At 68.8% G+C, this 22530-nt stretch carries 20 protein-coding genes and 1 pseudogene; 13 read left to right on the top strand and 8 right to left on the bottom strand.

What is annotated here, in order from left to right; genetic code table 11:
- The first annotated feature begins 96 nt into the window (after positions 1 to 96).
- From NS4_RS01590 to NS4_RS01605, 4 genes are all read left to right on the top strand, one after another.
- Complete coding sequence (locus NS4_RS01590) at positions 97 to 2121, top strand: CocE/NonD family hydrolase (RefSeq protein WP_063057662.1); 2025 nt, start codon at positions 97 to 99, stop codon at positions 2119 to 2121.
- Complete coding sequence (locus NS4_RS01595; RefSeq protein WP_218020276.1) at positions 2108 to 3055, top strand: alpha/beta hydrolase fold domain-containing protein; 948 nt, start codon at positions 2108 to 2110, stop codon at positions 3053 to 3055. Before NS4_RS01590 ends, NS4_RS01595 begins: the two co-directional genes overlap by 14 nt.
- A gap of 167 nt (positions 3056 to 3222) precedes the next feature.
- Entirely contained in the window at positions 3223 to 4449 is a 1227-nt protein-coding gene (locus NS4_RS01600; RefSeq protein WP_245664969.1) for an ATP-binding protein, read from the top strand.
- Between the two features lie 89 nt (positions 4450 to 4538).
- Positions 4539 to 5879, top strand: a complete 1341-nt coding sequence (locus NS4_RS01605) for an NAD(P)/FAD-dependent oxidoreductase (RefSeq protein WP_245664971.1) — start codon at positions 4539 to 4541, stop codon at positions 5877 to 5879.
- A 236-nt stretch (positions 5880 to 6115) separates the two neighbouring features.
- Here the strand turns inward: NS4_RS01605 and NS4_RS01610 are convergent.
- From NS4_RS01610 to NS4_RS01620, 3 genes and pseudogenes are all read right to left on the bottom strand, one after another.
- Positions 6116 to 6417: pseudogene (locus NS4_RS01610) on the bottom strand (thiolase C-terminal domain-containing protein); the annotation flags it as partial.
- A gap of 128 nt (positions 6418 to 6545) precedes the next feature.
- Positions 6546 to 7394: an alpha/beta fold hydrolase gene (locus tag NS4_RS01615; protein WP_063057891.1), complete on the bottom strand. Its 849-nt coding sequence runs from the start codon at positions 7392 to 7394 to the stop codon at positions 6546 to 6548.
- Between the two features lie 84 nt (positions 7395 to 7478).
- Complete coding sequence (locus NS4_RS01620; RefSeq protein ID WP_063057666.1) at positions 7479 to 7889, bottom strand: LLM class oxidoreductase; 411 nt, start codon at positions 7887 to 7889, stop codon at positions 7479 to 7481.
- A 70-nt stretch (positions 7890 to 7959) separates the two neighbouring features.
- On the opposite strand from NS4_RS01620, the gene NS4_RS01625 reads away from it, so the two are divergent.
- On the top strand, positions 7960 to 8703 hold the full coding sequence (locus tag NS4_RS01625; RefSeq protein ID WP_157105841.1) for a hypothetical protein: 744 nt from the start codon (positions 7960 to 7962) through the stop codon (positions 8701 to 8703).
- Positions 8704 to 8783: 80 nt separating this feature from the next.
- Here the strand turns inward: NS4_RS01625 and NS4_RS01630 are convergent, their stop codons facing one another.
- On the bottom strand, positions 8784 to 9491 hold the full coding sequence (locus tag NS4_RS01630; RefSeq protein WP_245664973.1) for a P1 family peptidase: 708 nt from the start codon (positions 9489 to 9491) through the stop codon (positions 8784 to 8786).
- A gap of 341 nt (positions 9492 to 9832) precedes the next feature.
- Between NS4_RS01630 and NS4_RS33600 the strand changes: the two genes are divergently transcribed.
- Together NS4_RS33600 and NS4_RS33795 are read left to right on the top strand one after the other, a co-directional pair.
- Complete coding sequence (locus NS4_RS33600) at positions 9833 to 9955, top strand: hypothetical protein (RefSeq protein WP_281218513.1); 123 nt, start codon at positions 9833 to 9835, stop codon at positions 9953 to 9955.
- Between the two features lie 89 nt (positions 9956 to 10044).
- Entirely contained in the window at positions 10045 to 10806 is a 762-nt protein-coding gene (locus tag NS4_RS33795; RefSeq protein WP_218020277.1) for an SDR family oxidoreductase, read from the top strand.
- Here the strand turns inward: NS4_RS33795 and NS4_RS01640 are convergent.
- Complete coding sequence (locus NS4_RS01640; RefSeq protein WP_063057668.1) at positions 10751 to 11593, bottom strand: mycofactocin-coupled SDR family oxidoreductase; 843 nt, start codon at positions 11591 to 11593, stop codon at positions 10751 to 10753. The two genes, NS4_RS33795 and NS4_RS01640, sit on opposite strands and share 56 nt — an antisense overlap.
- Positions 11594 to 11861: 268 nt before the next feature.
- Here NS4_RS01640 and NS4_RS01645 point away from each other — a divergent pair, with 268 nt between their 5' ends.
- Complete coding sequence (locus NS4_RS01645) at positions 11862 to 12482, top strand: TetR/AcrR family transcriptional regulator (RefSeq protein ID WP_063057669.1); 621 nt, start codon at positions 11862 to 11864, stop codon at positions 12480 to 12482.
- On the opposite strand, the gene casG is transcribed toward NS4_RS01645, so the two are convergent.
- Positions 12472 to 14136 (bottom strand): steroid-24-oyl-CoA synthetase, encoded by a 1665-nt coding sequence (gene casG / locus NS4_RS01650; protein ID WP_063057670.1) that lies wholly within the window; start codon positions 14134 to 14136, stop codon positions 12472 to 12474. The genes NS4_RS01645 and casG overlap by 11 nt on opposite strands.
- A 186-nt stretch (positions 14137 to 14322) precedes the next feature.
- Here casG and NS4_RS01655 point away from each other — a divergent pair, with 186 nt between their 5' ends.
- The 3 genes from NS4_RS01655 (at position 14323) to NS4_RS01665 (ending at position 17461) form a co-directional block, all read left to right on the top strand.
- Entirely contained in the window at positions 14323 to 15084 is a 762-nt protein-coding gene (locus NS4_RS01655; RefSeq protein ID WP_063057671.1) for an SDR family NAD(P)-dependent oxidoreductase, read from the top strand.
- Positions 15085 to 15273: 189 nt separating this feature from the next.
- Positions 15274 to 16116 carry an IclR family transcriptional regulator gene (locus NS4_RS01660; RefSeq protein WP_084486523.1) on the top strand — a complete coding sequence of 281 codons (843 nt, stop codon included), beginning with the start codon at positions 15274 to 15276 and terminating at the stop codon, positions 16114 to 16116.
- A gap of 166 nt (positions 16117 to 16282) precedes the next feature.
- Positions 16283 to 17461 carry an acyl-CoA dehydrogenase family protein gene (locus tag NS4_RS01665; protein WP_063057672.1) on the top strand — a complete coding sequence of 393 codons (1179 nt, stop codon included), beginning with the start codon at positions 16283 to 16285 and terminating at the stop codon, positions 17459 to 17461.
- 117 nt (positions 17462 to 17578) lie between these two features.
- On the opposite strand, the gene NS4_RS01670 is transcribed toward NS4_RS01665, so the two are convergent.
- Positions 17579 to 18868 (bottom strand): cytochrome P450, encoded by a 1290-nt coding sequence (locus NS4_RS01670; RefSeq protein WP_063057892.1) that lies wholly within the window; start codon positions 18866 to 18868, stop codon positions 17579 to 17581.
- A 280-nt stretch (positions 18869 to 19148) separates the two neighbouring features.
- Between NS4_RS01670 and NS4_RS01675 the strand changes: the two genes are divergently transcribed.
- Positions 19149 to 19706, top strand: a complete 558-nt coding sequence (locus NS4_RS01675) for a TetR/AcrR family transcriptional regulator (protein ID WP_084486591.1) — start codon at positions 19149 to 19151, stop codon at positions 19704 to 19706.
- A 451-nt stretch (positions 19707 to 20157) separates the two neighbouring features.
- On the opposite strand, the gene NS4_RS01680 is transcribed toward NS4_RS01675, so the two are convergent.
- Positions 20158 to 20979, bottom strand: coding sequence for a SigB/SigF/SigG family RNA polymerase sigma factor (locus tag NS4_RS01680; protein WP_063057674.1), 822 nt, complete (start codon positions 20977 to 20979; stop codon positions 20158 to 20160).
- 470 nt (positions 20980 to 21449) lie between these two features.
- On the opposite strand from NS4_RS01680, the gene NS4_RS01685 reads away from it, so the two are divergent.
- On the top strand, positions 21450 to 22397 hold the full coding sequence (locus NS4_RS01685; protein ID WP_063057675.1) for a helix-turn-helix transcriptional regulator: 948 nt from the start codon (positions 21450 to 21452) through the stop codon (positions 22395 to 22397).
- Positions 22398 to 22530 lie beyond the last annotated feature (133 nt).

A 22530-nucleotide genomic window follows, 5' to 3' on the forward strand; every position in this document is an offset into this window, starting at 1 on the left:
AGATCCGCGCCGCCCACCGCACGGGGACGCTGTCCGCGTGCGGTGGGTCGCCGTGTTCGGCGGCCGGGCGGATCGTGAGCACGACGAGGAGGATCGATGCGGACAGTGACATCGCTGCCCCAGCAGATCACCGTGGACGAACACCTGTGGATCCCGATGTCGGACGGAATCAGACTGGCGGCCAAGGTGTGGCGGCCGCTCGCCGCCGACGACCGGCCGGTCCCCGGCATCCTGGAGTACATCCCCTACCGCAAACGGGATCTCTCCGCGGTACGGGATTCGATCCACCATCCTTATATGGCGGGCCACGGATATGCCTGTGTCCGAGTCGATCTGCGGGGTACGGGGGAGTCCGAGGGCGTACTCGTGGACGAATACCTCGAACAAGAGCATCGCGATGCCGAGGACGTCATGGAATGGATGGCCGCGCAGCCCTGGTGCGACGGCCGGATCGGGATGATGGGCATCTCCTGGGGCGGGTTCAACTCGCTGCAGATCGCGGCGCGTAAACCGCCGCACCTACAGGCCATCGTCATCTCCTCGTTCACCGACGACCGGTATTCCGACGATATGCACTACATGGGCGGCGCACTGCTGTCGGACAATATCGCCGAATCCGCCACCATGTTCGCCTACAGCACCTTGCCGCCCGATCCGGCACTGGTCGGCGACCGATGGCGCGATATGTGGTTCGAGCGGCTGGAGAACTGCAGTCTGTGGGCGGCGAACTGGCTCGAGCACCAGCGGCGCGACGACTATTGGCGCCGGGCGTCGGTGTGTGAGGACTATACCGCCGTCCAGGTGCCGGTCCTGGCCTCGAGCGGATGGGCCGACGGCTATTCGAACGCGGTCGGCCGGCTGCTCGCCAATCTGGACGTCCCGCGGAAGGGATTGATCGGTCCCTGGTCGCACAAGTATCCGCATCTGGGCGAGCCCGGGCCCGCCATCGGATATCTCCAGGAAGTCGTGCGCTGGTGGGATCACTGGCTCAAGGATGTCGACAACGGCGTACTGGACGGACCGGTATTGCAGACCTGGATGCAGGAGAGCGTGCCGCCGTCGACCGCCTACGAGGACCGGCCCGGCCGGTGGGTGGGGGAGCCGGAATGGCCCTCGCCGAATATCGAGTTCACCGAATACCCGCTGGGGCGGTACCGGATCGCCGAGCCCGGCGAGGAGGTGGCGCAGGTATCTCTGCCGGTCGAATCGCCGCTGTCGGTGGGACAATTCGCCGGGAAATGGGCGTCCTACAACGCCCCGCCCGATCTGCCCTACGACCAGCGCGAGGAGGACGGCGGCTCACTGGTCTTCGAGACCGACCCCCTCCCGCAGCGGTGCGAGATACTGGGTGCGCCGACGGTGGGCCTCGAGGTGTCGGCGGACAAACCGGTTGCCATGGTCGCGGCCAGGTTGTCCGATGTGGCGCCGGACGGCCGGGCGACACGGGTTACCTATGGGCTGCTCAATCTGACCCACCGGGACGGTCACGACGATCCCCGGCCGCTGAACCCCGGTGAGCGCTACCGCGTCACGGTGCAGCTCAATGCCGTGGCCCAGGCATTCCCGGCGGGTCACCGGATCCGGCTGTCGCTGTCCACGTCGTACTGGCCGCTGGCATGGCCGCCGCCGGAGCCGGCGCAGGTCACCGTGCACACGGCGGGCAGCAGCCTGCGGCTGCCGATCCGGCCGATGGCGGGCGCCGAGGAGGGATCGGTACAGCCGTTCGGTGAGCCCGAGGGCGCGCAACCGATGGCGGTGACCCATATCAGCCCCGGTGATCAGAAATGGACGGTCTCCCGCGACCTGGTCGATTATCGGTCCGCCCTGGAGATCGTCAAGGACGCCGGCCTGGTCCGCTACGACGAGCACGAGCTGGAAGTGGACCGCAAGGTCCGGGAACGTTATGGCTGGCAGGCCGACGACTTCTGCTCGGCCACCGCGGAAACGTCGTGGTCGATGAGTTTCGGCCGCGGCGAGTGGCGGACCAGAACCGAGACCCGCACCCGGGTCACCTGTACGCCCACCCATTTCCTGGTGCACGCCGAACTCGACGGCTTCGAGGGCGAGCAGCGCACCTTCTCGCGGAACTGGGACAGGAGGATCCCGCGTGACCACGTCTGAGGTGCGGCCGGCGGTTCCCCGGGAGTCCGCCGCGACGAGTCTGCGAGGCCGGATGCTGATCGCCGCATTGCGGCTGACCCGGGCCGGTAAACCGTTCTCCAGCGCCGAGGCGCTGCGCGAGAGCATCCGCAAGAGTCAGCGACCCGCGCGGGACCGTCCGCCGGCCGCGCTGGGACGGCGGCACCGGGTCACCTGCCGGGAGATACACGGACGGCCCGTCTACACGATCCGGCCACGGGAAGCGGGTACCTCCAGGCACGTGATGTACCTGCACGGAGGCGCCTACGTCCACCAGATCCAGCGCGACCACTGGAAATTCCTGTCGCGATTGGTCGACGAGACCGGATGCACGGTGACGGTTCCGCTCTACCCGCTCGCCCCGGACAACCACCCCCGCGACACCATCTCCATGGTGCTCGCCGCGCACGACGAGGCATTCGCCGGCACCTCCTCGCAGGACAAGGTGCTGATGGGGGATTCGGCCGGGGGAGCGCTGGCGCTGGTGCTGGCCCGTGCGATCGGCGCGGCGGAGGGGGACGAGCCGAAGGAGGTCGTGTTGATCTCCCCCTGGCTCGATGTGACCATGACCGATCCGTGGGCCCGGCAGCTCGATCCCAGTGACCCCTACCTCGGTGTCGCGGGCCTGACCGAGGCCGGCCGGCTGTACGCGGGTGACCTCGACAGAACCGACCCGGTGATCAGTCCGCTGTACGCCCCGGCCGCGACGCCCGGAGAGTTGAGCGTGTTCATCGGCACCAGGGATGTCCTGCTCGCGGACGCGCGCCGGTTTCGTGCGCGTTGTGCCGCCGAAGGCGTCACACTCGAATATCACGAATTCGCCGGAATGTTCCATGCCTGGCCGCTGGCCGATATCCCGGAGGCCCGCCGGGCGCTGGGCGACCTGGTGCGAATCGTGAATCGTGCGCCGTCGTGACGATCTTCGTGCCCCCGGCCGCTTCGCTTGCCGGATGGTTCCGAGGGCGCGACTGTCGTTCACCGGCCGAAGTGTTTGAGTCCGGGACATATGGTTAGCCGGTCTGCGTGAGGAAAAATATTTTCGTACCTGCTCTGACTGATTCCCAGCGCGATGAAATCTCGACCGTGGATGTTCCGGGTGGATTCTCTCTGCACGGTTTGCTCGATTACGACACCTTGATCACGGCCGACGAGTTCGACTTCGACGAGCTGCTCGATCGGGCCCGCGCGGAGTTGCGCGCCTTCGACGGCCGGGTGGATGCGATCATCGCGCACTGGGATTTCCCGACCAGTGTGCTCGTACCGATCCTCGCGGCCGAATACGGATTGCCCTCGCCCGGTTTGGAAAGCGTGCTCAAGAACGAACACAAATACTGGAGCCGGGTATTGCAGCGAGAATCGGTGCCGGAATGTGTACCGGATTTCTGCGCCTTCGATCCCTTCGATCCCGACGCGCTGGACAAGATCGATATTCCGTTCCCCTTCTGGGTGAAGCCGATCAAATCCCATTCCTCGCAATTGGGATTCGAGGTGACCGACGCCGAGGTGTTCGCCACCGCCATCGAGCAGATCCGCGCCGAGATCGGCCGGATCGCCGACCCCTTCGACCGCGCGCTCGAGCGGGTGGACCTGCCGGAGGAGATCCGCGTGGCGGGGGGACGCACCTGCCTCGCCGAGCAGGTGGTCACCGGCACCCAGGCCGCTCCGGAGGGCACGATGTTCCGCGGTGAATTCCATGTGCACGGCGTCTTCGATATGCGCAAGGACGCGGCCGGGCACAGTTTCGATCACCTGGACTATCCGGCGCGGACCGTCCCCGAGGACGTCCAGCAGCGGATGATCGATGTCACCGAGCGCTATCTGCGGCACACCGGATACGACAACGGCTGCTTCAACTCGGAGTTCATGTGGGATTCCGAGAGCGGGAAACTGTGGTTGATCGAGGTCAACACGCGTATCTCGCAGTCGCACAGCGACCTGTTCGCCAAGGTCGACGGTAGCTCCAACCACGGTGTCGCCATCGATATCGCTCTGGGCGACCGGCCGCGGATGCCCCATCGCAAGGGTGAGTTCGCGGTCGCGGCGCAGTGCATGGTGCCCCGGTACGAGGACGGGATCGTGCGCGCGGTGCCCGGCGAGGCCGATATCGCCGCATTGCAGCGCCGTTTCCCGGGGACGGTGGTGCATATCGAGGTCCAGCCCGGTGACCGGCTCTCCGAACTCCCCAACCAGGACGCCTACCGGTACAAGCTCGCCACCCTCTACATCGGTGCGCCCGATGCGGACGAGCTGGAGCGGCGCTATCGCGAAGCGATCGACGCCCTGCCGTTCGAATTCGCCGAGACCGACTGATATGCGCTGCCGCCCGGGTCGCCGCCGCATGTTTCGGCGGCGATCTCGCGGGAACCGCGGAGGGAACCGAGACGAAGGAGGAGGTGGCCGTGCCGGACGTCGAGAGCTCCGTCGAACGCAGTAGCGGGCCGCAGCGGGTGGTGATCGTGGGCAGTGGTTTCGCCGGGTTCACCTGTGCTCGCAACCTGTGCCGCCTGCTGGCGAAGCAGGAACGCGATACCGAGGTCGTGCTGGTGACGCCCAACGACTACATGCTGTACACGCCGCTGCTGCCGGATGTGGCCGGCGGTCTCATCGACCCGCGGTTCGTGGCGGTGTCGCTGGCCGACGCCCTGCCCCGGGTCCGGCTGGTCGTCGCCACGGCCGAATCGATCGATCTGGCCGGCAAGACGGTCACGGTGACCAGTGAGCACCACGCTCCGCGGGAGTTGTCCTGGGATCGGCTCGTGCTGACCCCGGGGTCGGTGACCCGGCTCTTCGACATTCCCGGCCTCCCCGAGCACGGCCGCGGCCTCAAAACGGTCGCCGAGGCGTTGTACCTGCGGGAACAGCTGCTGCGGCAGCTGGAGCTGGCCGACCACGAGGAAGACCCGGAGCTACGCCGGGCGCGCCGGACAGTGGTCGTGGTCGGCGCCTCCTACGCCGGTACCGAGCTCGTCGCGCAGTTGCGGGCCCTTGCCGACACCTATGCCAGGCGCCGCGGCTTCGACCCCGCCGAGGTTCGTTTCGTGCTGCTCGACATGGCGGACCGCGTGATGCCGGAGGTCGGCGAGAAGCTCAGCGACAAGGTCCTGACCGTGCTGCGCAACCGCGGTATCGATATCCGGCTCGGCATGTCGCTGAAGGAGCTCGCTGAGGACCATGTCGTGCTCACCGACGGCACGCGGATCGCGACCCACACGGTCGCGTGGGTGACGGGTGTGACCGGCGCGCCCGTGCTGGGCACCCTCGGGCTGCCGATGGAACGCGGGCGGCTGACCGTCGACGCCGATCTGCGAGTGCCCGGTCACCCGGACGTTTTCGCCGGCGGTGACGCGGCCGCCGTTCCCGACCTGACGAAACCGGGTAAGATCACCCCGCCGACCGCGCAGCACGCCACCCGCCAGGGCAAGGTCCTCGCCCATAATGTGGCCGCCAGTATGGGGATCGGCACCCAGACGGTGTACAAACACCGCGATATGGGGCTGGTCGTGGATCTGGGGCCCGGGTTCGCCGTCGCGAATCCGCTGGGCATTCCGCTCTCCGGCCTGCCCGCCAAGGCGGTGACCCGCGCTTATCACACCTACGCCCTACCCCGGGGGATCAACCGCTGGGCGATCACGCTGACCTATCTGACCAACGCGTTCGCCTCGCGCCCACTCACCCTGCTGGGCCTGGTCAGCCCGGAAGAAGCGAGCTTCGTCAGCAGCGAGGGTATCCGCCACCACTGAACACACACGGCATTGCCGAGCGGCGCACAGGTTGTTGCCAGGTTCGGCGGGAAAGGTGGACCGGGAAACTGTACGAGGAGGTTCCCCATGATGGTCTACGCGACGGCTGCCGCCGGGTTCGCCGTGCTCACGCTGATGGTGTTGTCCAGCCATATGGCTGCTGCGGCGCCGCGCACACTGGTCCGGGTGCGCAATCGTTGACCTGCGGTTCGGCGATGGATCGATGTGGTGTTCGCATACAGTGTCATCACCGTCGCGCCGCCGAGGCCGACATCGCGCTTAGGGCCGGGTTCGCGTAGTCGACCTGGCGGGCACCGGCCTGCCCGCGCAGCTGCCAGACCAGCTCCGCACACTGCGCCACTCCCGTCGCACCCAATGGATGGCCTTTGGCCGGCATGCCGCCGGAGGGATTGATCACCACCTGCCCGCTATAGGTATTGGCCGCGTCCACGACAAACCTTTCCGCCGTTCCCTTTGGGGTGAGGCCGAGCGCTTCGTAGGCCAGGATCTCGCCGGTGGTGAAACTGTCGTGCAACTCGCCGCCGCGGAAAATGGTTCGGGCGCGGTGGTGTCCGCCACCGCGTGGTGGAACTCCACCGGCTGCCCCAGGGCCGACGTCCACGCTGCGGGACCGGTCGACGGTGGCCACCCCGTGGTCTCGGGCGATCACACGAGTTGTTCGAGGATCTCGTAGCCGTGTGTCCACAGCAGTGCGGCGCCGCTGTCGGGCAGGTAGTGCCGGATTGCGTGGGGGATCCGGCCGGCGAGAGTGGCGCCGTGGTCGGGAGAATGGGTGGGGTTGCCGTCTTGCCCGCCGTACCAGAGGTGAACGCGGGCAGTCAGCTCCTCGACTCGGAACGGCCAGCGCGCGAAGTGCAGAACCGTATCGCGGGCATAGCCGGCCGAGCCGTGCGCGAAGCCGGCATCCAGCGCGCGACGGAAGGCTCGGGCGAAGTCCGGTCGCAGGTAGATCTCACGGTCGGCTCGGGAGCTGCCCTCGATGCTCAGCTGCCACAGGGTCTCGGCGCTCCCGAAACGCGCGAACTCGCGCTCGGCGCCGGCCGGGTCGGCGGCCACCAGTTCGACCAGCCGCCGGACCTCCGCCGGCAGAGTTGTGCCCGGATAGGCGAGTTCGTCGCCGCCGGACACGATCGCCACCGAGGAGGTGAGCCCTCGCGCAGCCAGGGCGAGGGCGAACGGGGCGCCCTGCGAGAAACCCACGACCGCGGGGTCGGCGAAATCCAATTGCTCGATATCGTCGGCCCAATCCAGCAGTGTGCGCCCCGGCATCCCGGTTGATTCCCCCGAACCGGGCCGCTCCACCGAGACCAGCCGGACGCCCGACCGGTCCGGCACTCCGGAGCCGAACCCGAGCCGGCGCCCCCACCCTGCCCCGGGACAGAACACAACCGGGCGGCCGTCGACCGGGCCCCACTCGGCCCACGCCAACCGGCGGCCGTCTCGCAACTTCGTTTCCCCGATCCGGGCAGGATCTTCCACATTCGGCACGTCCATACCGGCCATGATCGCCCGTACTCCAGCGGTCGGCGCCAACGGTTTTCTCGAAGCCGCGAACCGCACCGGGGCCGGAGTGGGTGTTCAGTGGCTGCTGAGCTCGCCGAGTAACGCCCAGGTTCGCTCCTCGTCACGGTCCGAACCCAGGGCGGTGAGTGCGAAGATCAGTTCGTCGGCGCCGGCTTCGGCGTGGCGAGACACCGCGTCCGCCATGGTCTGCTCGTCACCGATCACGGCCAGTTCGACCGGGTCGGTGATGTTCTCGCGGTCCAGTAGCGCCCGATATGCAGGCATCTCGCCATATCTGTGCATCTGCTGTGCCGCTCGCTCGCCGATCCCGCCTTCGAACTGCTCGCCGACGGATTCGCGCGGACGCTCCGCCTCCTGCAAATCCGGCGCGGCGTCGATGGCGACCGGCCGAGGCGTGGAGCGGCCCGGGTGCCGGCCGTCGCCGGGACCCCGGTAGCGCCGGCCCGCTGGTCTGCACTCGGCCACTGCCCAAGGGAACCAACCGTTAACGGGAGGTCCTCCGGGGTGCGATGATTCCGGGCGGGAGGAGGATTCGATGTCTTCGACAGATCCACGGGAACCCCGGCCACGGGTGTCGATCGGCGAATGGGTCGCGCGGGCCTTGGCGGTGGTGCTGCTGGTGCCGGTGCGGTTGCTCTGGGAGGGGGTGAAGTTGTGCGGACGGGCGGTCGTCGCGGCGGGCGTCTATGTACTGGAACGGCTACTGGTGCCGGTGGGCCGGTTCCTCTGGTACTGGGTGGTGCGGCCGCTGTGGCTGTTCGTCAAGGACGTGGTGTGGGGGTGGGCGCTCCAGCATGTCCTGTGGGGCATGGTGCTCACGCCGCTGGGGGCGCTGCTGATGGACTTGCTGCTGCGGCCGCTGCGGCACGCGATCGAACGGTGGCTCTGGCGGCGGCTGCTGTTTCCCGGACTCGAACTGCTGTGGCGCTGGGTCCTGCGACCGGTGCTGGGTGCGATCGTGTTGACCGCGGAGTGGCTGTGGCGGTGGTGTGTGATGTGGCCGCTGCGGCAGCTGTGGCGCTGGGTGTTGCGGCCGTGCGGGATGCTCTTCGCGACGATCATGTCCTACGGTTGGCGCGGGGCGACCGCTGTGGTGCGGGTGCTGGTAGTGGCGCCGTGTGTTTTCGTCTGTCGGACCGTGTTGCGGCCGGTGCTGCGTGTGCTCGCGGCAGTATGGGACTTCGTCGTCGTGCGCCCGCTCGGATTCCTGAACCGCCGGGTACTCCTGCCGCTGAACCGGGCCGCCGCGGAGGTGCTGAACACGGTGTTCGGCCGCTGAATTCACACAGCGGCGGCCGCCCGGCCCGCTTCCGGTGCTGACGTCCCGCGGCGCGCTTGGCGCGAACTGTCCGAGTCGGTTCAGATTTCGTGGGTGGCGACCGAGCGGATCGCGTCGACGACGGCGGCCAGCGCCATCAGCCGCACCGTATCGACGTGTGCGTCGACGGCGCCGGTGGCGGCGGCGATGAAACCGTCTCCGTCGAAGCGGGTGTGCGGCGGCGTCAGGGCCCGGGACAGACCGTCGTGGGCGCCTTGCGCGACGATGCGGCAGCCCGGTTTGTCCAGCCGGGCATTGGTGATAACGGCGCCGATGGTGGTGTGGTCGCGGGTACGCGCGAAATCGAACCCGCCCTCGAGCCGCAACACCGCGTCCAGCGAGATATCCGCCGCACCGAGGTCGATATCGCCGAAAGCGTTGACCGCGCACAACGCACCGACCACCAGATCACCGAGCCGGCGCTCGGCGTAACCGAGGCCGCCCGGCCGGCGCAGCTCCGGCCCGCGCCACTGGGAGGTGTAGGCGCCGGTGCCCGCGCCGACACGGCCCACCAGGATTTGCTCCCCGCCGGCCGCCAGGGCCGCGAGGTAACCGGATTCAGCGGTGGGCCGGGCCGTGGAATCGCCCGCGCCCAGGTCGAACAGTGCGAGCGTGGGGACGATCGGGACACGCCCGGCGGGCGTGGGGACGCCGCGGTCTCGTTCCTCGAGGTAGCGCATGACGCCGTCGGCCGCGGCGAGACCGAAGGCCGACCCACCGGTCAGTACGACGGCATCGATGGAGACCACGGGCTTTGTCCGGGGACAGCGCGTCGAGTTCTCGACTGGCCGGCGCGCCGCCGCGTACCTCGCACGAGGCGACGGTGCCCACCGGGAGCAGAAGCACCGTACAACCGGTCCGGCCCACCTCGTCGGTCCAGTGGCCGACACTCACCCCGGAAATTCCGATACCCACCCGGTGGTCTCCGTTCTCCGACTGTGCCCGCGGGAACCCGGGCACTGCACACTGATCATCGCACCGACTGTGCACGGCCGTGTGGAAGGCGCTGTCGCGGAACGAGGACCGAGAGGGGACACACGCGGGAAAATTACTTGCGTCGACGGCGGGTGGACAGTTGCAATGGCCGGCGATGCACGCCGAACGAGACCTCACCGGACGGGTGGCCGTGGTGACCGGAGTGGGCCGCCGGGCCGGGATCGGCTACGCGATCGCCCGGCGGCCGGCCGACCGGGGCGCCGCGCTCTACACCTGACCCATTGGCGGCCCCACGACGAGGAACAGCCCTGGGGCGCGGACGATATCGACGCGATCCGCCGCGGATTGTCCGCCGCGCCACGGGTAGTGGACCACAGTGTCGATTTCGCCGACCCCGCCGCACCGGCGGAGGTCGGGGCCGCCGCGGTCGCCGAATTCGGGCACTTGGACATCCTGATCGCCAATCACGCCCGCGGCGGCGGTGACGGGACACCGTTCGAGATCGACGCCGCGATAGTGGACGCGCACCGGGCCGTGGACGCCCGCTCGGTATTGCCGCTCACCCAGACCTTCGCACGACAGTTCCGTCCCGATCGTGGCGAGGTCGCCGATCGCAGCCGGGTGATCTGGATGACCTCCGGCCGGCATCTGGCGCCGATGCGCGCCGAAATCGCCTACGGCCCGGCGAAATCGGTGCCGGCGGGGATGACGGCAACGGTCGCCGAAGAACTGATCGACCTGGGCATCGTGCTCAACACCGTCAACCCCGGCCCGGTCGACACGGGCTTCCTCGCCCCGGACACCACGGACCTGCCCCCGGAATTCGTCGAACAGGTGCACTCCGCGTTTCCCCGCGGCCGGCCGGCCGTCCCGACGACCCGGCCCGGCCGATCGAATGGCTGGTTTCCGACGCGGCCGCTGGGTGGTCGGGCAGGTGCTCGATTCCGAGGGCGGTTTCCGGCGGTCACGCTTCTGATCGTGAGAGCCCGTGGCGGGCTCGGCCGGCGCGCGGCGGCGATTCCGCCGTGGAGAGTTCGGCGCGGACAGGTGGCAGCCGAAAACTCCGGGCGGCTCAGGCGTTGCCCTTCGCGCCGGCTCCGGCGTCCACCGGGAAGACCATGCCGGTGAGGTGGGCGCTCGCCTCGGCGGCCAGGAAGAGCACGACCCGGGAGACCTCCTCCGGTTCGAGGGCCGCGACGGGCAGCAGGTGGGTCAGACCGGCGAGGATCGGCGCCACATCCTCCCAGGCGGGATCGGCGAGGTCGGGCCGGAACCGGCGGTACATGGCGTCGTTCTGCACCATGGGGGTGGCGATATTGCCCGGGGCTACGGAGTTCACCGTGATGCCGTGCGGGGCGAGTTCCATCGCCAGCGATTTGGTCAGACCGATCACGCCCCATTTCGAGGCCACATAGGAGGCCATGGCCGGGCTCGCGCCGCGTCCCATCATCGACGAGGTGGTGATGATGCGGCCGTACTTGCGGGCGATCATGCCCGGGGTGACCGCGGCCAGCGTGTTGAAGACCCCGGTGAGGTTGCTGCCGATCACTTCGTGCCAGAGCTCGGTGGTGTGTTCCCCGATCGGCGCCACTCCCGTCACCCCCGCGTTGGCGACCGCGATATCCACCGAGCCGAGTTCGTCTTCGGCCCGCCGCACCAGCTCGTCCATCGCGGCCCGATCGGCGGTATCGGCCCGCACGCTCACACACCGGCGGCCGAGGGCGGTGACCAGTTCCTCGGTATGCGCGAGGTCGGCGGGGGTGGCGAGCGGATAGTCCAGGGCGGCACTGTCCTCGCAACGATCACACAGGACGATATCGGCGCCGCGCTCGGCGAACGCGAGTGCGTGTGCGCGACCCTGACCGCGTGCGGCGCCGGTCACCAGCGCGACCCGGCCCTGGAATTCCTGTGACATCGGTGTCCTCCTCGGGTGCGCGGCCCGCGCACGGCAGTGGGTGCGGCCCCGGCCTGCGCGCGGTCCGCGGCACTCACGGTAGGGATGCGCGGCCGGCGCCGCGGCCGGCGCTCTCACTGGCCGGGACCGCGACCGCCGGGTGGCGGTGGCGGCTCGGTAGCGTCGAGTCCGCGGCGGGCGGTCCCACCCGAGGAACAAGCCCGCTGCCGGTCTCGGGCGGCCGGTGCCGTCGGGCGGATACCGGGTGGTGGGACGGGAAAGGGGAGTTATGCCGAGGATCGCCGAAACGCGCGATGCCGCGGCACCGAGTTCCACCGAGCAGCGCGCCCGGGTGGGCCGGATCCTCGACGCCGCCGCGACGCTGGCCACCGACAAGGAACTCGACCGCGTCCAGATGCACGAAGTGGCCAAACTCGCGGGTGTCGCGGTCGCCACCCTGTACCGGTACTTCCCGTCCAAAACCCATTTGTTCGTAGCGGTCATGCTCGATCAGATCGACCGGATGCGGGCTAAATACGCCCGGCGGCCCGGCCCGGAACAGAGCCCCCGCGACGCGGTCCACGACAGGTTGCTCCAGGTGGTGCGCGTGTTGCTGGGCCGGCCGCTGCTGGCCACCGCGATGATCCAATCCAACAGCGCGGCGCGGGCGTCCGCGGTGCCGGATACAGCCGGGGTGGACCGGAACTTCCGGCAACTGCTGTACGACGCCGCGGGGATCGAGCAGGTGACCGAACGCGATGCCCGGCTGCTGCGGGTACTGATCCATTCGGTCTTCGGCATCATCCAGTCGTGTCTCAACGGCCGGATCACCATCGCCGACGCCGAAGCGGACCTGCGGACGGCGTGCGATCTGCTGCTCGCGGAGTGGCCGGAGTCGTTCAGGCGGTGAGATCGCGCCGGATCACCTTCCCGGTCGCGTTGCGCGGCAGCGGGTCGGTGGTGATCCGCCAGCGGCTCGGCACTTTGTAATACGACAGCCGCGTAGCGGCGTATTCGCGCAGTCGCGCCTCGTCGACGATCGCACCCGGGCGTAGCACGACGATCGCCGCCACTTCCTGCCCCAGATCCTCGTGCGCGACACCCACGACCGCGCACTCCGCGACCGCGGGATGCTCGTCCAGGCACTGCTCGATCTCGGTGGGGTAGACGTTTTCGCCGCCGCGCAGGATCAGATCCGAGCGGCGGCCGGTCAACCGCAGCCGACCGTCCTCGAGGACACCGAAATCGCCGGTGCGCAACCAACGGTCCGGGGTGATCGCCGCGGCGGTGGCCGCCTCGTCCGCCCAGTAGCCGAGCATGACGAAGGGGCTGCGCACGCACACCTCGCCCTCGGTGCCGTCGGGGACCCGCTCCCCGAAAGGGTCACGGATCTCCACCGATACCGTGAGAATCGGCCGGCCGAGCGTACCGGGATACTGCTCGAGCTCGGCTGTCGTGGCGACCGCTATCGCGGTACTGCATTCGGTGAGCCCGTAGCTGTCGACCAGGGCGTTGCGGGCGAACGGGAACCGCTGCCGCAGCCGGTCTTTGAGTGCGATCGACGACGGGGCCGAGGCGAGCGCGAACGCCGTCAGCGACGAGAGATCGTAGTTGTCGATATCGCCGTGCTCGAGCAGGCGTGCCGCCATGGTCGGCACCGCGCCCCAGTTCGTGACCCGTTCCCGTTCGATCAGTCCCAGCACTTTATCCGCGGCGAAAGCGCCCTGGTACATCACCACGGTGCTCCCGGTCGCCAGGCGCGGCACGACCAGGTTGTGCAGGCTGGCGATATGGAACAGCGGTGAGGTCAGTAGATAGCGCAGGGGGCTCGGCTCGGTGTCGGAGTAGGCGCGCCCGGTGAACGCCGCCGCCAGCGCGTCGGAGAACCGGTGGTAGTCGACGACCGCGAGCAGGTTGCGCTGGGAATGCAGGGCGCCTTTGGGCCGGCCGCTGGTTCCGCTGGTGTAGAGGATGACCGATGGATCGTCCTCGTCGACGTCTGCCCGGGGCAGTTCGGCGCCGGAGTGGGCCGCGACCAGCCGCGGAAGGTCTTCCTCTATCGTGAGCACGGCGATATCCGCGGTATCGATATCGGCCAGTAGAGCGGCACGCTTGGCATCGACGATCAGCACGCGCGGCCGGCTGTGCTCGAGTCCGTACTCGATCTCCCGGGGCATCCACCAGCTGTTCAATCCGACGGCGACGGCGCCCAGGCATTGCGTGGCCCAGAACGCCGTCACCCATTCGGGACAGTTGGCGGCCAGCAGCGCGACCCGGTCGCCCCGGCCCACCCCGTACTCGTCGCGCAACGCGGTGGCCAGCGCGGCGACGGCCTCCGCGTGCTGCCCATAGGAGATACGGCGGTCGGCGGTCACCAGGTAGTCGCGGTCCTGCCATACCCGGGACGCGGCCACCAGGTCGCCGACCGCGCGCCCGCGATGCCGCATGACGGGCATGGTGGCGCCGAGCACGTCTTCCACAATGATCTCGAACCGGCCACCCGGACCGGTCAGCCGCGTGATGACTTCGTTGAGGCGCTGCTGTGCGTCTGCCGGTGTCGTCATGGTGGCGACCCTCTCGTTCACGGTGCGTAGCGGCTGACAACCTCTCACGGCGCGCCGCGAAGTCCGGCGGTCGTTGCCACTGAGCGAGACGACCGTCCTCGATCCGCGCGACCCCGCGGCTAGCGTCCGGGCATCGCGGCGCGCCGCGTCGATTCGCGTCATATCGAGGAGTAGGAGACGGTGGCAATGGGTTCTCTGGAGGGCAAGGTGGCCATCGTCACCGGGAGCGGACAGGGCGTGGGACAGGGGATCGCCTATGCGCTCGCCGCGGCCGGTGCGGCGGTCGCAGTGGTGGGTCGAACCGAGCGGAAACTGCGCGCCACCGCCGACCATATCCGTGCGGCCGGTGGGCGGGCGGTGCCGATGGTGTGCGATATCGGCGAGACCGACCGGCTGGAACCCCTGGTCGAGCAGGTGGGCGAACGCTTCGGCGGGGTCGACATCCTGATCAACAACGCCAACCAGAGTGCGCTCGGGCCACTGCTCGAGATCACGCCGGAACGCATGAACGAGGCGCTGACCACCGGCCCGGTCGCCACACTGCGCCTGATGCAGGCCTGCTATCCGTATATGAAGGCCCGGGGCGGCGGGTCGATCATCAACATGGTCACTTCGGCGGCGGTGCGCTGGGATGCCAGCGGATACGGTCTGTACGCGGCCACCAAGGAGGCGATGCGCTCGCTGACCCGGACCGCCGCCAGCGAATGGGGCCGCGACGGTATCCGGGTGAACGCGGTTGCCCCGCACGCCCTGTCGCCGGGCCTGAAATGGTGGACCGAGCACAACCCCGAGGAGGCGGCCGAATTCGTCGCCACCATCCCGTTGGGCCGGATCGGTGATTGCGAAACCGATATCGGCCGCGCGGTCGCGTTCCTGGTGGGACCGGATGCGGGCTATTTGACCGGGGCGACGATTCCGCTGGACGGGGGTCAGGCGCGCTGGTCCTGAGGGCGCGGGCAGGTCCACGGGGAGAGGTACGCGGCGGCCGCCGGACTGGTCCGGACCGGGTCACGAGCTGTGCTCGCGGGTAACTCGTCGTTTCCGCTCCGCGGCGGTCGACGGGTGTTACTGTGGTGCGAGAATCAATTTCAGTTTTTGCCTATGAAAGGCTTCTGAGCAGCTCTTTTGGAGAAGTCGATGACCATCATTGATTCGGGGAACGCCACTGCCGAGCAGATCGGCAAGCCGGACCTGCCGCTGTCCATGGTCGAGCGGATGACCCGGATCCTGGATGCGTTCGACACCCGGAGCTCGCGGCTGTCCCTCGAGGAGGTCGCGCGGCGCGCGCGGCTGCCGCGCTCCACCGTCTACCGCATCCTGCATCAGCTCACCGAGTCCAGTTGGGTCGAGCACACCTCCCTCGGGTACACGCTGGGCCGCCGCGCCCGCGGTCTCGGCGGTGACGGGCACGACCGGATCCGGGCGGCGGCGGCGCCGCTGCTGCACGAACTGCACCTGCGGACCGGACTGGTGGTGCATCTGACGGTGCTCGACGGCGGCGATACCGTCTATCTCGACAAGGTCGGCGGGCGGTTCGCGGCCCGGCTGCCCTCCCGGGTGGGCGGATCTGCCCCGGCCTATGCCACGGCCGGTGGAAAGGCGATCCTGGCGGCCCTGGAACCGGAGTCGGTCGACCGCCTCTACCGCCCGGCGCTGCCCCGCCGCACCGGCAACACCATCGCCGAGCGCTCGATTCTGCACCATGAACTCAGCCGCATCCGGCTGCGCGGCGGGCTCGCCTTCGACGACAGCGAATCGGCGCCCGGAGTGGCCTGTGTCGGCGCCGCGGTGCGCGGTGACGCCGGTCCGGTCGCCGCGGTCTCGTTGTGCGGCGACGCGCGCACCGCCCGGCTCGATCGGGTCGCTCCGCTGCTGGTGAACCTGTCCCGCGAGATCTCGCGCACCCTGTTTCCCGGCCCGGACGACCGGGCGGAGCCGGCCACAGGCGTTCGACCGCTGGAGGCGTTGGGCTCGCACTGAGCCGCGGACTTCCGATGATCGTCTCGCTCACCGGAAGGCGCTGCGACAGAACAGCGAAACGTCCGGCAGCCTCGGCGACGGTAAGGCGTGGGCGTACGGCGTCTACGCGCAACCGCGGACAGCGCTCATCGCCGGACCGCGGGACATCGAACAGGAAGTTGAAGCCATGGGTCAGGTAACGGACCGGATCGAGCAGTACGCGGAAGAGATCCGTGCCGCGGGTACCGAGGGGGACAGGCTCATGCGCCTCGCCGACACCTCCGTGCGCCGACTGCGCGAATCCGGTGCGATGCGGATGCTGCAGCCGAAAACGCACGGCGGACTCGAATGCCACCCCCGGGAATTCGCGGAGACCACTATGGCCATCGCCGCGATGGACGGGGCGGCGGGCTGGGTCACCGGTATCGTCGGGGTGCATCCATGGGAACTCGCCTTCGCCGATCCCCGCGTGCAGGAAGAGATCTGGGGCACCGATCCGGACACCTGGGTGGCCTCACCGTACGCGCCGATGGGCGTGGCGACCCCCGTGGACGGCGGCTACCTGCTCAACGGCCGCTGGTCGTTCTCCTCCGGGACCGACCACTGCCAGTGGGCGTTCCTCGGTGCGCTGGTCGGTGACGCCGCCGGGAAACCGGTGCTGCCCCCGGATTCGCTGCATGTGATCCTGCCCAGGTCGGACTACGAGATCGTCGCGGACTCCTGGGACGTGATCGGGTTGCGCGGTACAGGTTCCAAGGACCTGATCGTGCAGAACGCGTTCGTGCCCACCTATCGCACACTGTCGGCCGCGGAAGTCATGGACGGTACCGCCGTGCGCCGGGCGGGTCGCACCGAAACCCTGTACCGGATGCCCTTCTCCTGCATGTTCCCGCTGGGTATCACCTCCGCGGTGATCGGTATCGCCGAGGGCGCGCTGGCCTGCCATATCGCTGCCCAGCGCGAGCGGGTCGCGGTGACCGGTATCCCGATCAAGGAGGACCCGTACGTGCTGTTCGCGATCGGCGAGGCGGCCGCCGAGATCGCCGCCTCCCGGGCGGCACTGCTCGAGAACGTCGACCGGTTCTGGGACAGTACGGAAAGGGGCCGGGAGATCGGCTTCGAGGAACGCGCGATCGGCCGGCGCACCCAGACCGCGGCGGCCTGGCGCGCGGTCCGCGCGGTGGACGAGATCTTCGCCAGGTCCGGTGGCGGGGCGCTGCACTACCGGTTCCCCATGCAGCGTTTCTTCCGCGACGCGCACGCCGGGCTGGCACACGCGATCCACGTGCCCGGCTCCATATTCCACGCCTCGGCATTGACGCAGCTGGGTGGGGAACCGCAGGGTATGCACCGCTCGATGATCTGAACCCGGGAGACCGCCGGTGCGGTGAGCCGGGGCGCGACGGATGGTCACCGTGCGCGGGAGTGAGGGCGGGCGCCGAATCGGCGGACGGTGAGTACCGCCGACGGGCGGCGTCCCCGATCACCTACCCGGTTCGGGCGAGGTGAAGGTGATGAACAGATCGCGGAGCCCGCGGAGCAGGAAGGTCGGTTCGTATCGGTAGTCGCGTTGCCCGGCGGGTCCGTGCGCGCCGGCGTCGATGGCGATCTCGGTCATCCGGTCCAGCATCCGATTCAGTGTGACGCGCCCTTCCACCCGGGCCAGCGGTGCACCGGCGCAGGTGTGTACGCCGCGGCCGAAGGCGATGTGCTCGCGGGCGTTCGCGCGCTCGGGGCGGAACTCGTCGGGATCGTCGAATTTGCGCGGATCGCGATTGGCGGCGCCGATGCACAGCATCACCACCGTTCCGGCCGGAATATCCACCCCGCCGAGGGCCGTGGACCTGCGGGCCAGGCGGAAGTCGACCTTCGTGGGACTCTCGGTACGCAACGATTCCTCCAGGAAGCCGGCGACGAGGTGGCGATCCTCGCGCAGTATCCGCTGGAAATCCGGTTTCTCGGCCAGGACGCGCACGGCCGAACTGAGCAGTTTGGTCACCGTCTCCTGGCCGGCCGCGAAGAGGAAGGTCGCGGGCCGGACCACCTCGATGATCTCGGGGAGGCTTCCGTCGGGGTAGGTGGTGGCGGCCAGGGCACTCAGCACGTCCGCCCGGGGGGCGCGGCGGCGGTCGGCGATATAGGCGCCGAAGGTCTCGTCCAGCCATTCCAGCGGATTGAGTCCGACGGGTTCGTGGTCCAGCGCGCCGACCCTGCTGCCCGGGTAATCGTGTCCGGCCAGGGTCTGCCGGAAGACTTCGCGGTCCTGCTCGGGGACACCGAGCAGATCGGCGATCACCAGCGTGGCAAAGGGTTTCGCGTAGTCGGCGAGGAACTCGCAGCGACCGGTGGCGAGGAATTCGTCGAGCTGACGGTCGGCCTGCCGCCACATGTAGTCCTCGTTCTCCTTCAGCCGGCGAGGAGTGAGCAGCCGGTTGAGCAGTGACCGGGCGCGGGTGTGTTCCGGTGGGTCCATGGTCACCATGTGCTCGAAGATCGGGAACAGGTGGCGGTGCTCGGCGATCTGACCGGTGATGTCGTCACCGGCGGGTATGAAAGGCAGCGGCGGGAAGGGGCCGCCGATCGAAACGCAGGCCGAGAACGCCTCGGTGTCGCGGAAGGCTTCGTTGACTTCCCGGTATCCGGTGACGGCGACTACGCCGTAGTGGGGTTCGCGGAACACCGGGTTCCGGCTGCGCAGGAAGGCCAGGTATTCGTAAGGGTTCTGGGCGAGAGCTTCGTCGGAGAAGAAGTCCAGGGCGGCAAGGTCGGTCATTCGCTCGCGGGCCTTTCGTGCCGATCCCCGCGGGCCGGTGCCGGGATGCCGCGGCGCCTCGTGGATCCGGTCGACCGAGATCGGCGGACCGAGGACCTGCCGAATTTGATCGATCGATAAAATGTTAAGGTGCACCATGATTACCATGCGCCCCTTCCGCCGGTCAAGAAGTGTGGCCGGGCGCGCGAAGGCGGTCGTCGGGAACCCGTCCGGGTGGTGTCGCTGAGTGGCCGCGAAACGGGCGACCAGGACCGACGACGCCGGGACGCGGCTGCGGCTCATGGAGGCGACCGCTCAGATCATCCGTGAAGAGGGATACGCCGCGGCCACATCGCGCCGGGTCGCGGCGCAGGCCGGAGTGAGATCCGCGCTGGTCTACTACTACTTTCCCACGATGGACGACCTGTTCGTCGCCGTCATGCGGGCGGGTGCCGAGCGTGCCCTGGAGCGGATGCGGCAGGTACTCACCGCGGCCGACCCGCTCCAGGCGCTGTGGGAGATCAATACCGACGACCGGTTCACCCGGTTGAACACCGAATTCATGGCGCTGGCCAACCATCGCAAAGCGGTCGGAGTCGAGCTCAAGGCGTATGCCGAGCGGGTCCGGGATATCGAGACCGCGGCTGTCACCCTGGTACTGCGGACGCACGGTGTCGATCTGGAGCGGTTCCCGCCCGTGGTGGTCTCGATGCTGCTCACGGGCGCGGCCCGCATCCTCTGCAACGAGGGGGCGGTGGGGGTGCGGCAGGGGCATGCCGAGTTGCGTGCGTTCGTCGAGGGGCTCATGAAGCAATACGTATTGCCCTCGCCCGGCGCGGCCCGGACGCGCGGCGAGTGATCCGGGCCTCGGTCCGGCCGTAAGCCGGCCCGAGGGAGCCGGGATTCTCCTCGGCTGCTCGACCACTTGTGGCGGCGCATTCCGCTGCGGCCCAGTGGATGCTCGGATTCGGCATTTCGCCGGAGGTGGGATCTGTTCGCCGTCGACACCGGTAGCCGACGCTGTTCAAAGTTTGATCGATCGATCAAATGTGTTTGGTCGAGGGCGCACCGATCATCGGCCCGCGCCCGGTATGCGACAGGACGAGGTGTGCCATGGCAGGGCGAGTCGAAGGCGAAGTCTCCTTCATCACGGGGGCGGCGCGGGGTCAGGGGCGCAGTCACCCTCCGACGAGGCGCGCTACGTCACCGGGTTGCCGCTACCGGTCGATGCCGGCAGCCTGCTGAAATAAATGAGCGCCGCGAGGTGATCGCCCCGCGGCGCTCGGCCGCTGTGGTGCCGCCCACGGCCCTCAGTCGCGCAGGGCGCGGGCGCGTAGCAGCGCCAGCGTCCGCGACAGGATGCGTGAGATCTGCATCTGGGAGACGTTGAGTTCGGCCGCGATCTGGGCCTGGGTGCGATTCTCGAAGAACCGCATGTGCAGCACCTGCTGGTCCCGCGCCGGCAGCTCCCGCAGGAGGGGCGCGATGGTCAGGGCGTTCTCGGTGAGTTCGTAGGACGGATCCTCGTCGCCGAGATTGTCGGCGCTCTTGGCCGCCGTCCCACTGCTGTCGTTCTGCTCCATCGAGGCGTCGAGCGAATCGGTGCGATAGGCATTGCCGGCCAGCAGCGCCTGGGTGACCTCGTTGAGGTCGAGATTCATCGCCACGGCGATATCGAGCGCGGTCGGTGTGCGGCCGAGCTCCTGGCTGAGGCGTTCGATGGTCGGGCCGAGGGCGAGCTGGGTTTCCTTCAGCCGCCGCGGGACGCGCACCGCCCAGGTGTGGTCGCGGAAATGGCGGCGGACCTCGCCCATGATGGTGGGGACCGCGAAGGCCAGAAAACTCGAGCCCCGGGTGGCGTCGTAACGGTCGACGGCCAGTACCAGGCCCAGGGAGGCGATCTGGTGCAGATCCTCGTAGGTCTCCCCGCGGCCGGTGAACCGGCGCGCGATGTGATCGGCGAGCGGCAGGCAGCGGCGCATGACCTCCTCGCGCAACTCCGGTCGCCCGGGGTCGTCGATATCCATCGCCGCGAGCTGCTCCAAGAGCGGCTCGATCCCGTCGTAGCTGTCGGTACCGCGGCTGGCCCGCCGCGCGGTGGTGGGGGAGTCGTATGCGGCCACAGTCGTCATCGAGAACCTCGCTTTCGGTTGCCTCCGCCTCGATCGGCGCCATCGGAGGGCGACACGATCCCCGGCTACCGCCTCGCGGCGTTCGCAATCAAGATCGACACGCCTTCTTCGTTTTCTGGATATTCGCGGCCTATGAGCTTCGTTTTCCGGATAGTGGCGTCTGTCGACCGGTCGCTCCGCTCCTGCGGGCGCCACCGGTCACGGATACTGGAGGTCTCCGGGCGTACTGTCCGGAGGCGACAACACGACCGGCACCGTGTCAGCAGTCCCGTTCGGCTCGATGCGTGGCGGTCCGGAGCGCGGTGCGGGCTTCTCCAGGGAGTCGCCCGTCGGAATCGGCGGGGCATCGGGGCCCGGCATTCGTCGACCGGTTCGATCCGGGCGAGTACACAGGGTGTCGCAGAAGAGAACAACCATCGTTCCGCTTGTGCGACGGCCGGTGGCGCGTTCGACCCGACGAGAGGCTGTTCATGCGAAGTCTGGCGTTCGACAGCGAGGACCTCGGTGCGACCGAGGCATTCCTCAACGACGCCTACACCCAGATGCAGATCGGCAACGACAGCCCCCGTGGGGTGCGCACCCGCATCCGACGCAACATGCTCGGCGCGGTGAGCCTCGACCGGCTGGACCTGGGGTTCGATATGGCCTACGACGCCGACCCGCTGAACAAGGTCTGCCTGGTGACGGTGCATTCCGGAACGATCGAGGAGGATTACCACGGTGTGGGGCGCGACACCTTCACCCCCGGGGACTCCGGCCTGCTCACCCCAGACGATGTGCCCTACTCGGGTGTGGTCCGCTGCGCGCGCTTCGATATCACGATGTTCGAGCCGCAGCTGCTGGACCGTCTCGCGATCGGCAGTGGTCCGGCGGCCGCCGTACGGCTCAGTGGTCACCGGCCGGTGAGCCAGGCGGCGAACCGGCAGCTGACGGCGGTGATCACCCACCTGCAACGGGTCGCCACCGATCCCGCGACCGCGGACAGTCCGCTGCTCGCCGCGACCGGTGCCGATTATCTGGCCGCGACCGTACTCGCCACCATGCCGACCACAGCGGTAACCGATGCCGCGGCCGCCGACCGCCGCGACGCCCACCCCGAGACGGTGCGCCGGGCCGTGGCCTATCTCGAATCGCATCTGCACGAAGATGTGACGATCACGCAGGTGGCGGCCGCGGCGTTCGTGACGCCGCGCGCGCTGCAGCTGGCGTTCCGGCGCCATCTCGGCACGACGCCTTTGCGTTATCTGCGCAGGTTGCGCCTGGCCGGCGCGCACGAGGAGCTGCGCGCCGCGGTGGCCGGAGACGGGCGCACTGTGGCGACCATCGCCCACCGATGGGGGTTCGCCCACCCGGGCCGCTTCGCGATCGCCTATCGCGAGCATTACGGACGCCCGCCGTCGGAAGTTCTGCACGCCTGAGTCCGGCGCCGCGGCAGGCGGTAGGCGACGGGACGGGTCTCGCCGGTGCAGGCGTGCGCCCGCTGGGTAGGACGCCGGGGAAATCCGTCGCCGCTGGTGCTGTTGGCGCACGGCGGCGGGCCGTGGTACCACG

This window comes from Nocardia sienata NBRC 100364 (assembly GCF_001613205.1).
GTDB classification, from domain to species: Bacteria; Actinomycetota; Actinomycetes; order Mycobacteriales; family Mycobacteriaceae; genus Nocardia; species Nocardia sienata.

Coding starts and splice junctions, on each gene's coding strand:
- NS4_RS01665 (WP_063057672.1), top strand. CDS start 16,283: ATGGGTCAGGTAACGGACCGGATCGAGCAGTACGCGGAAGAGATCCGT.
- NS4_RS01590 (WP_063057662.1), top strand. CDS start 97: ATGCGGACAGTGACATCGCTGCCCCAGCAGATCACCGTGGACGAACAC.
- NS4_RS01640 (WP_063057668.1), bottom strand. CDS start 11,593: ATGTCACAGGAATTCCAGGGCCGGGTCGCGCTGGTGACCGGCGCCGCA.
- NS4_RS01670 (WP_063057892.1), bottom strand. CDS start 18,868: ATGACCGACCTTGCCGCCCTGGACTTCTTCTCCGACGAAGCTCTCGCC.
- NS4_RS33600 (WP_281218513.1), top strand. CDS start 9,833: ATGCACGCCGAACGAGACCTCACCGGACGGGTGGCCGTGGTGACCGGA.
- NS4_RS01685 (WP_063057675.1), top strand. CDS start 21,450: ATGCGAAGTCTGGCGTTCGACAGCGAGGACCTCGGTGCGACCGAGGCA.
- casG (WP_063057670.1), bottom strand. CDS start 14,136: ATGACGACACCGGCAGACGCACAGCAGCGCCTCAACGAAGTCATCACG.
- NS4_RS01660 (WP_084486523.1), top strand. CDS start 15,274: ATGACCATCATTGATTCGGGGAACGCCACTGCCGAGCAGATCGGCAAG.
- NS4_RS01680 (WP_063057674.1), bottom strand. CDS start 20,979: ATGACGACTGTGGCCGCATACGACTCCCCCACCACCGCGCGGCGGGCC.
- NS4_RS01675 (WP_084486591.1), top strand. CDS start 19,149: ATGGAGGCGACCGCTCAGATCATCCGTGAAGAGGGATACGCCGCGGCC.
- NS4_RS01655 (WP_063057671.1), top strand. CDS start 14,323: ATGGGTTCTCTGGAGGGCAAGGTGGCCATCGTCACCGGGAGCGGACAG.
- NS4_RS01625 (WP_157105841.1), top strand. CDS start 7,960: ATGTCTTCGACAGATCCACGGGAACCCCGGCCACGGGTGTCGATCGGC.
- NS4_RS01645 (WP_063057669.1), top strand. CDS start 11,862: ATGCCGAGGATCGCCGAAACGCGCGATGCCGCGGCACCGAGTTCCACC.
- NS4_RS01615 (WP_063057891.1), bottom strand. CDS start 7,394: ATGGACGTGCCGAATGTGGAAGATCCTGCCCGGATCGGGGAAACGAAG.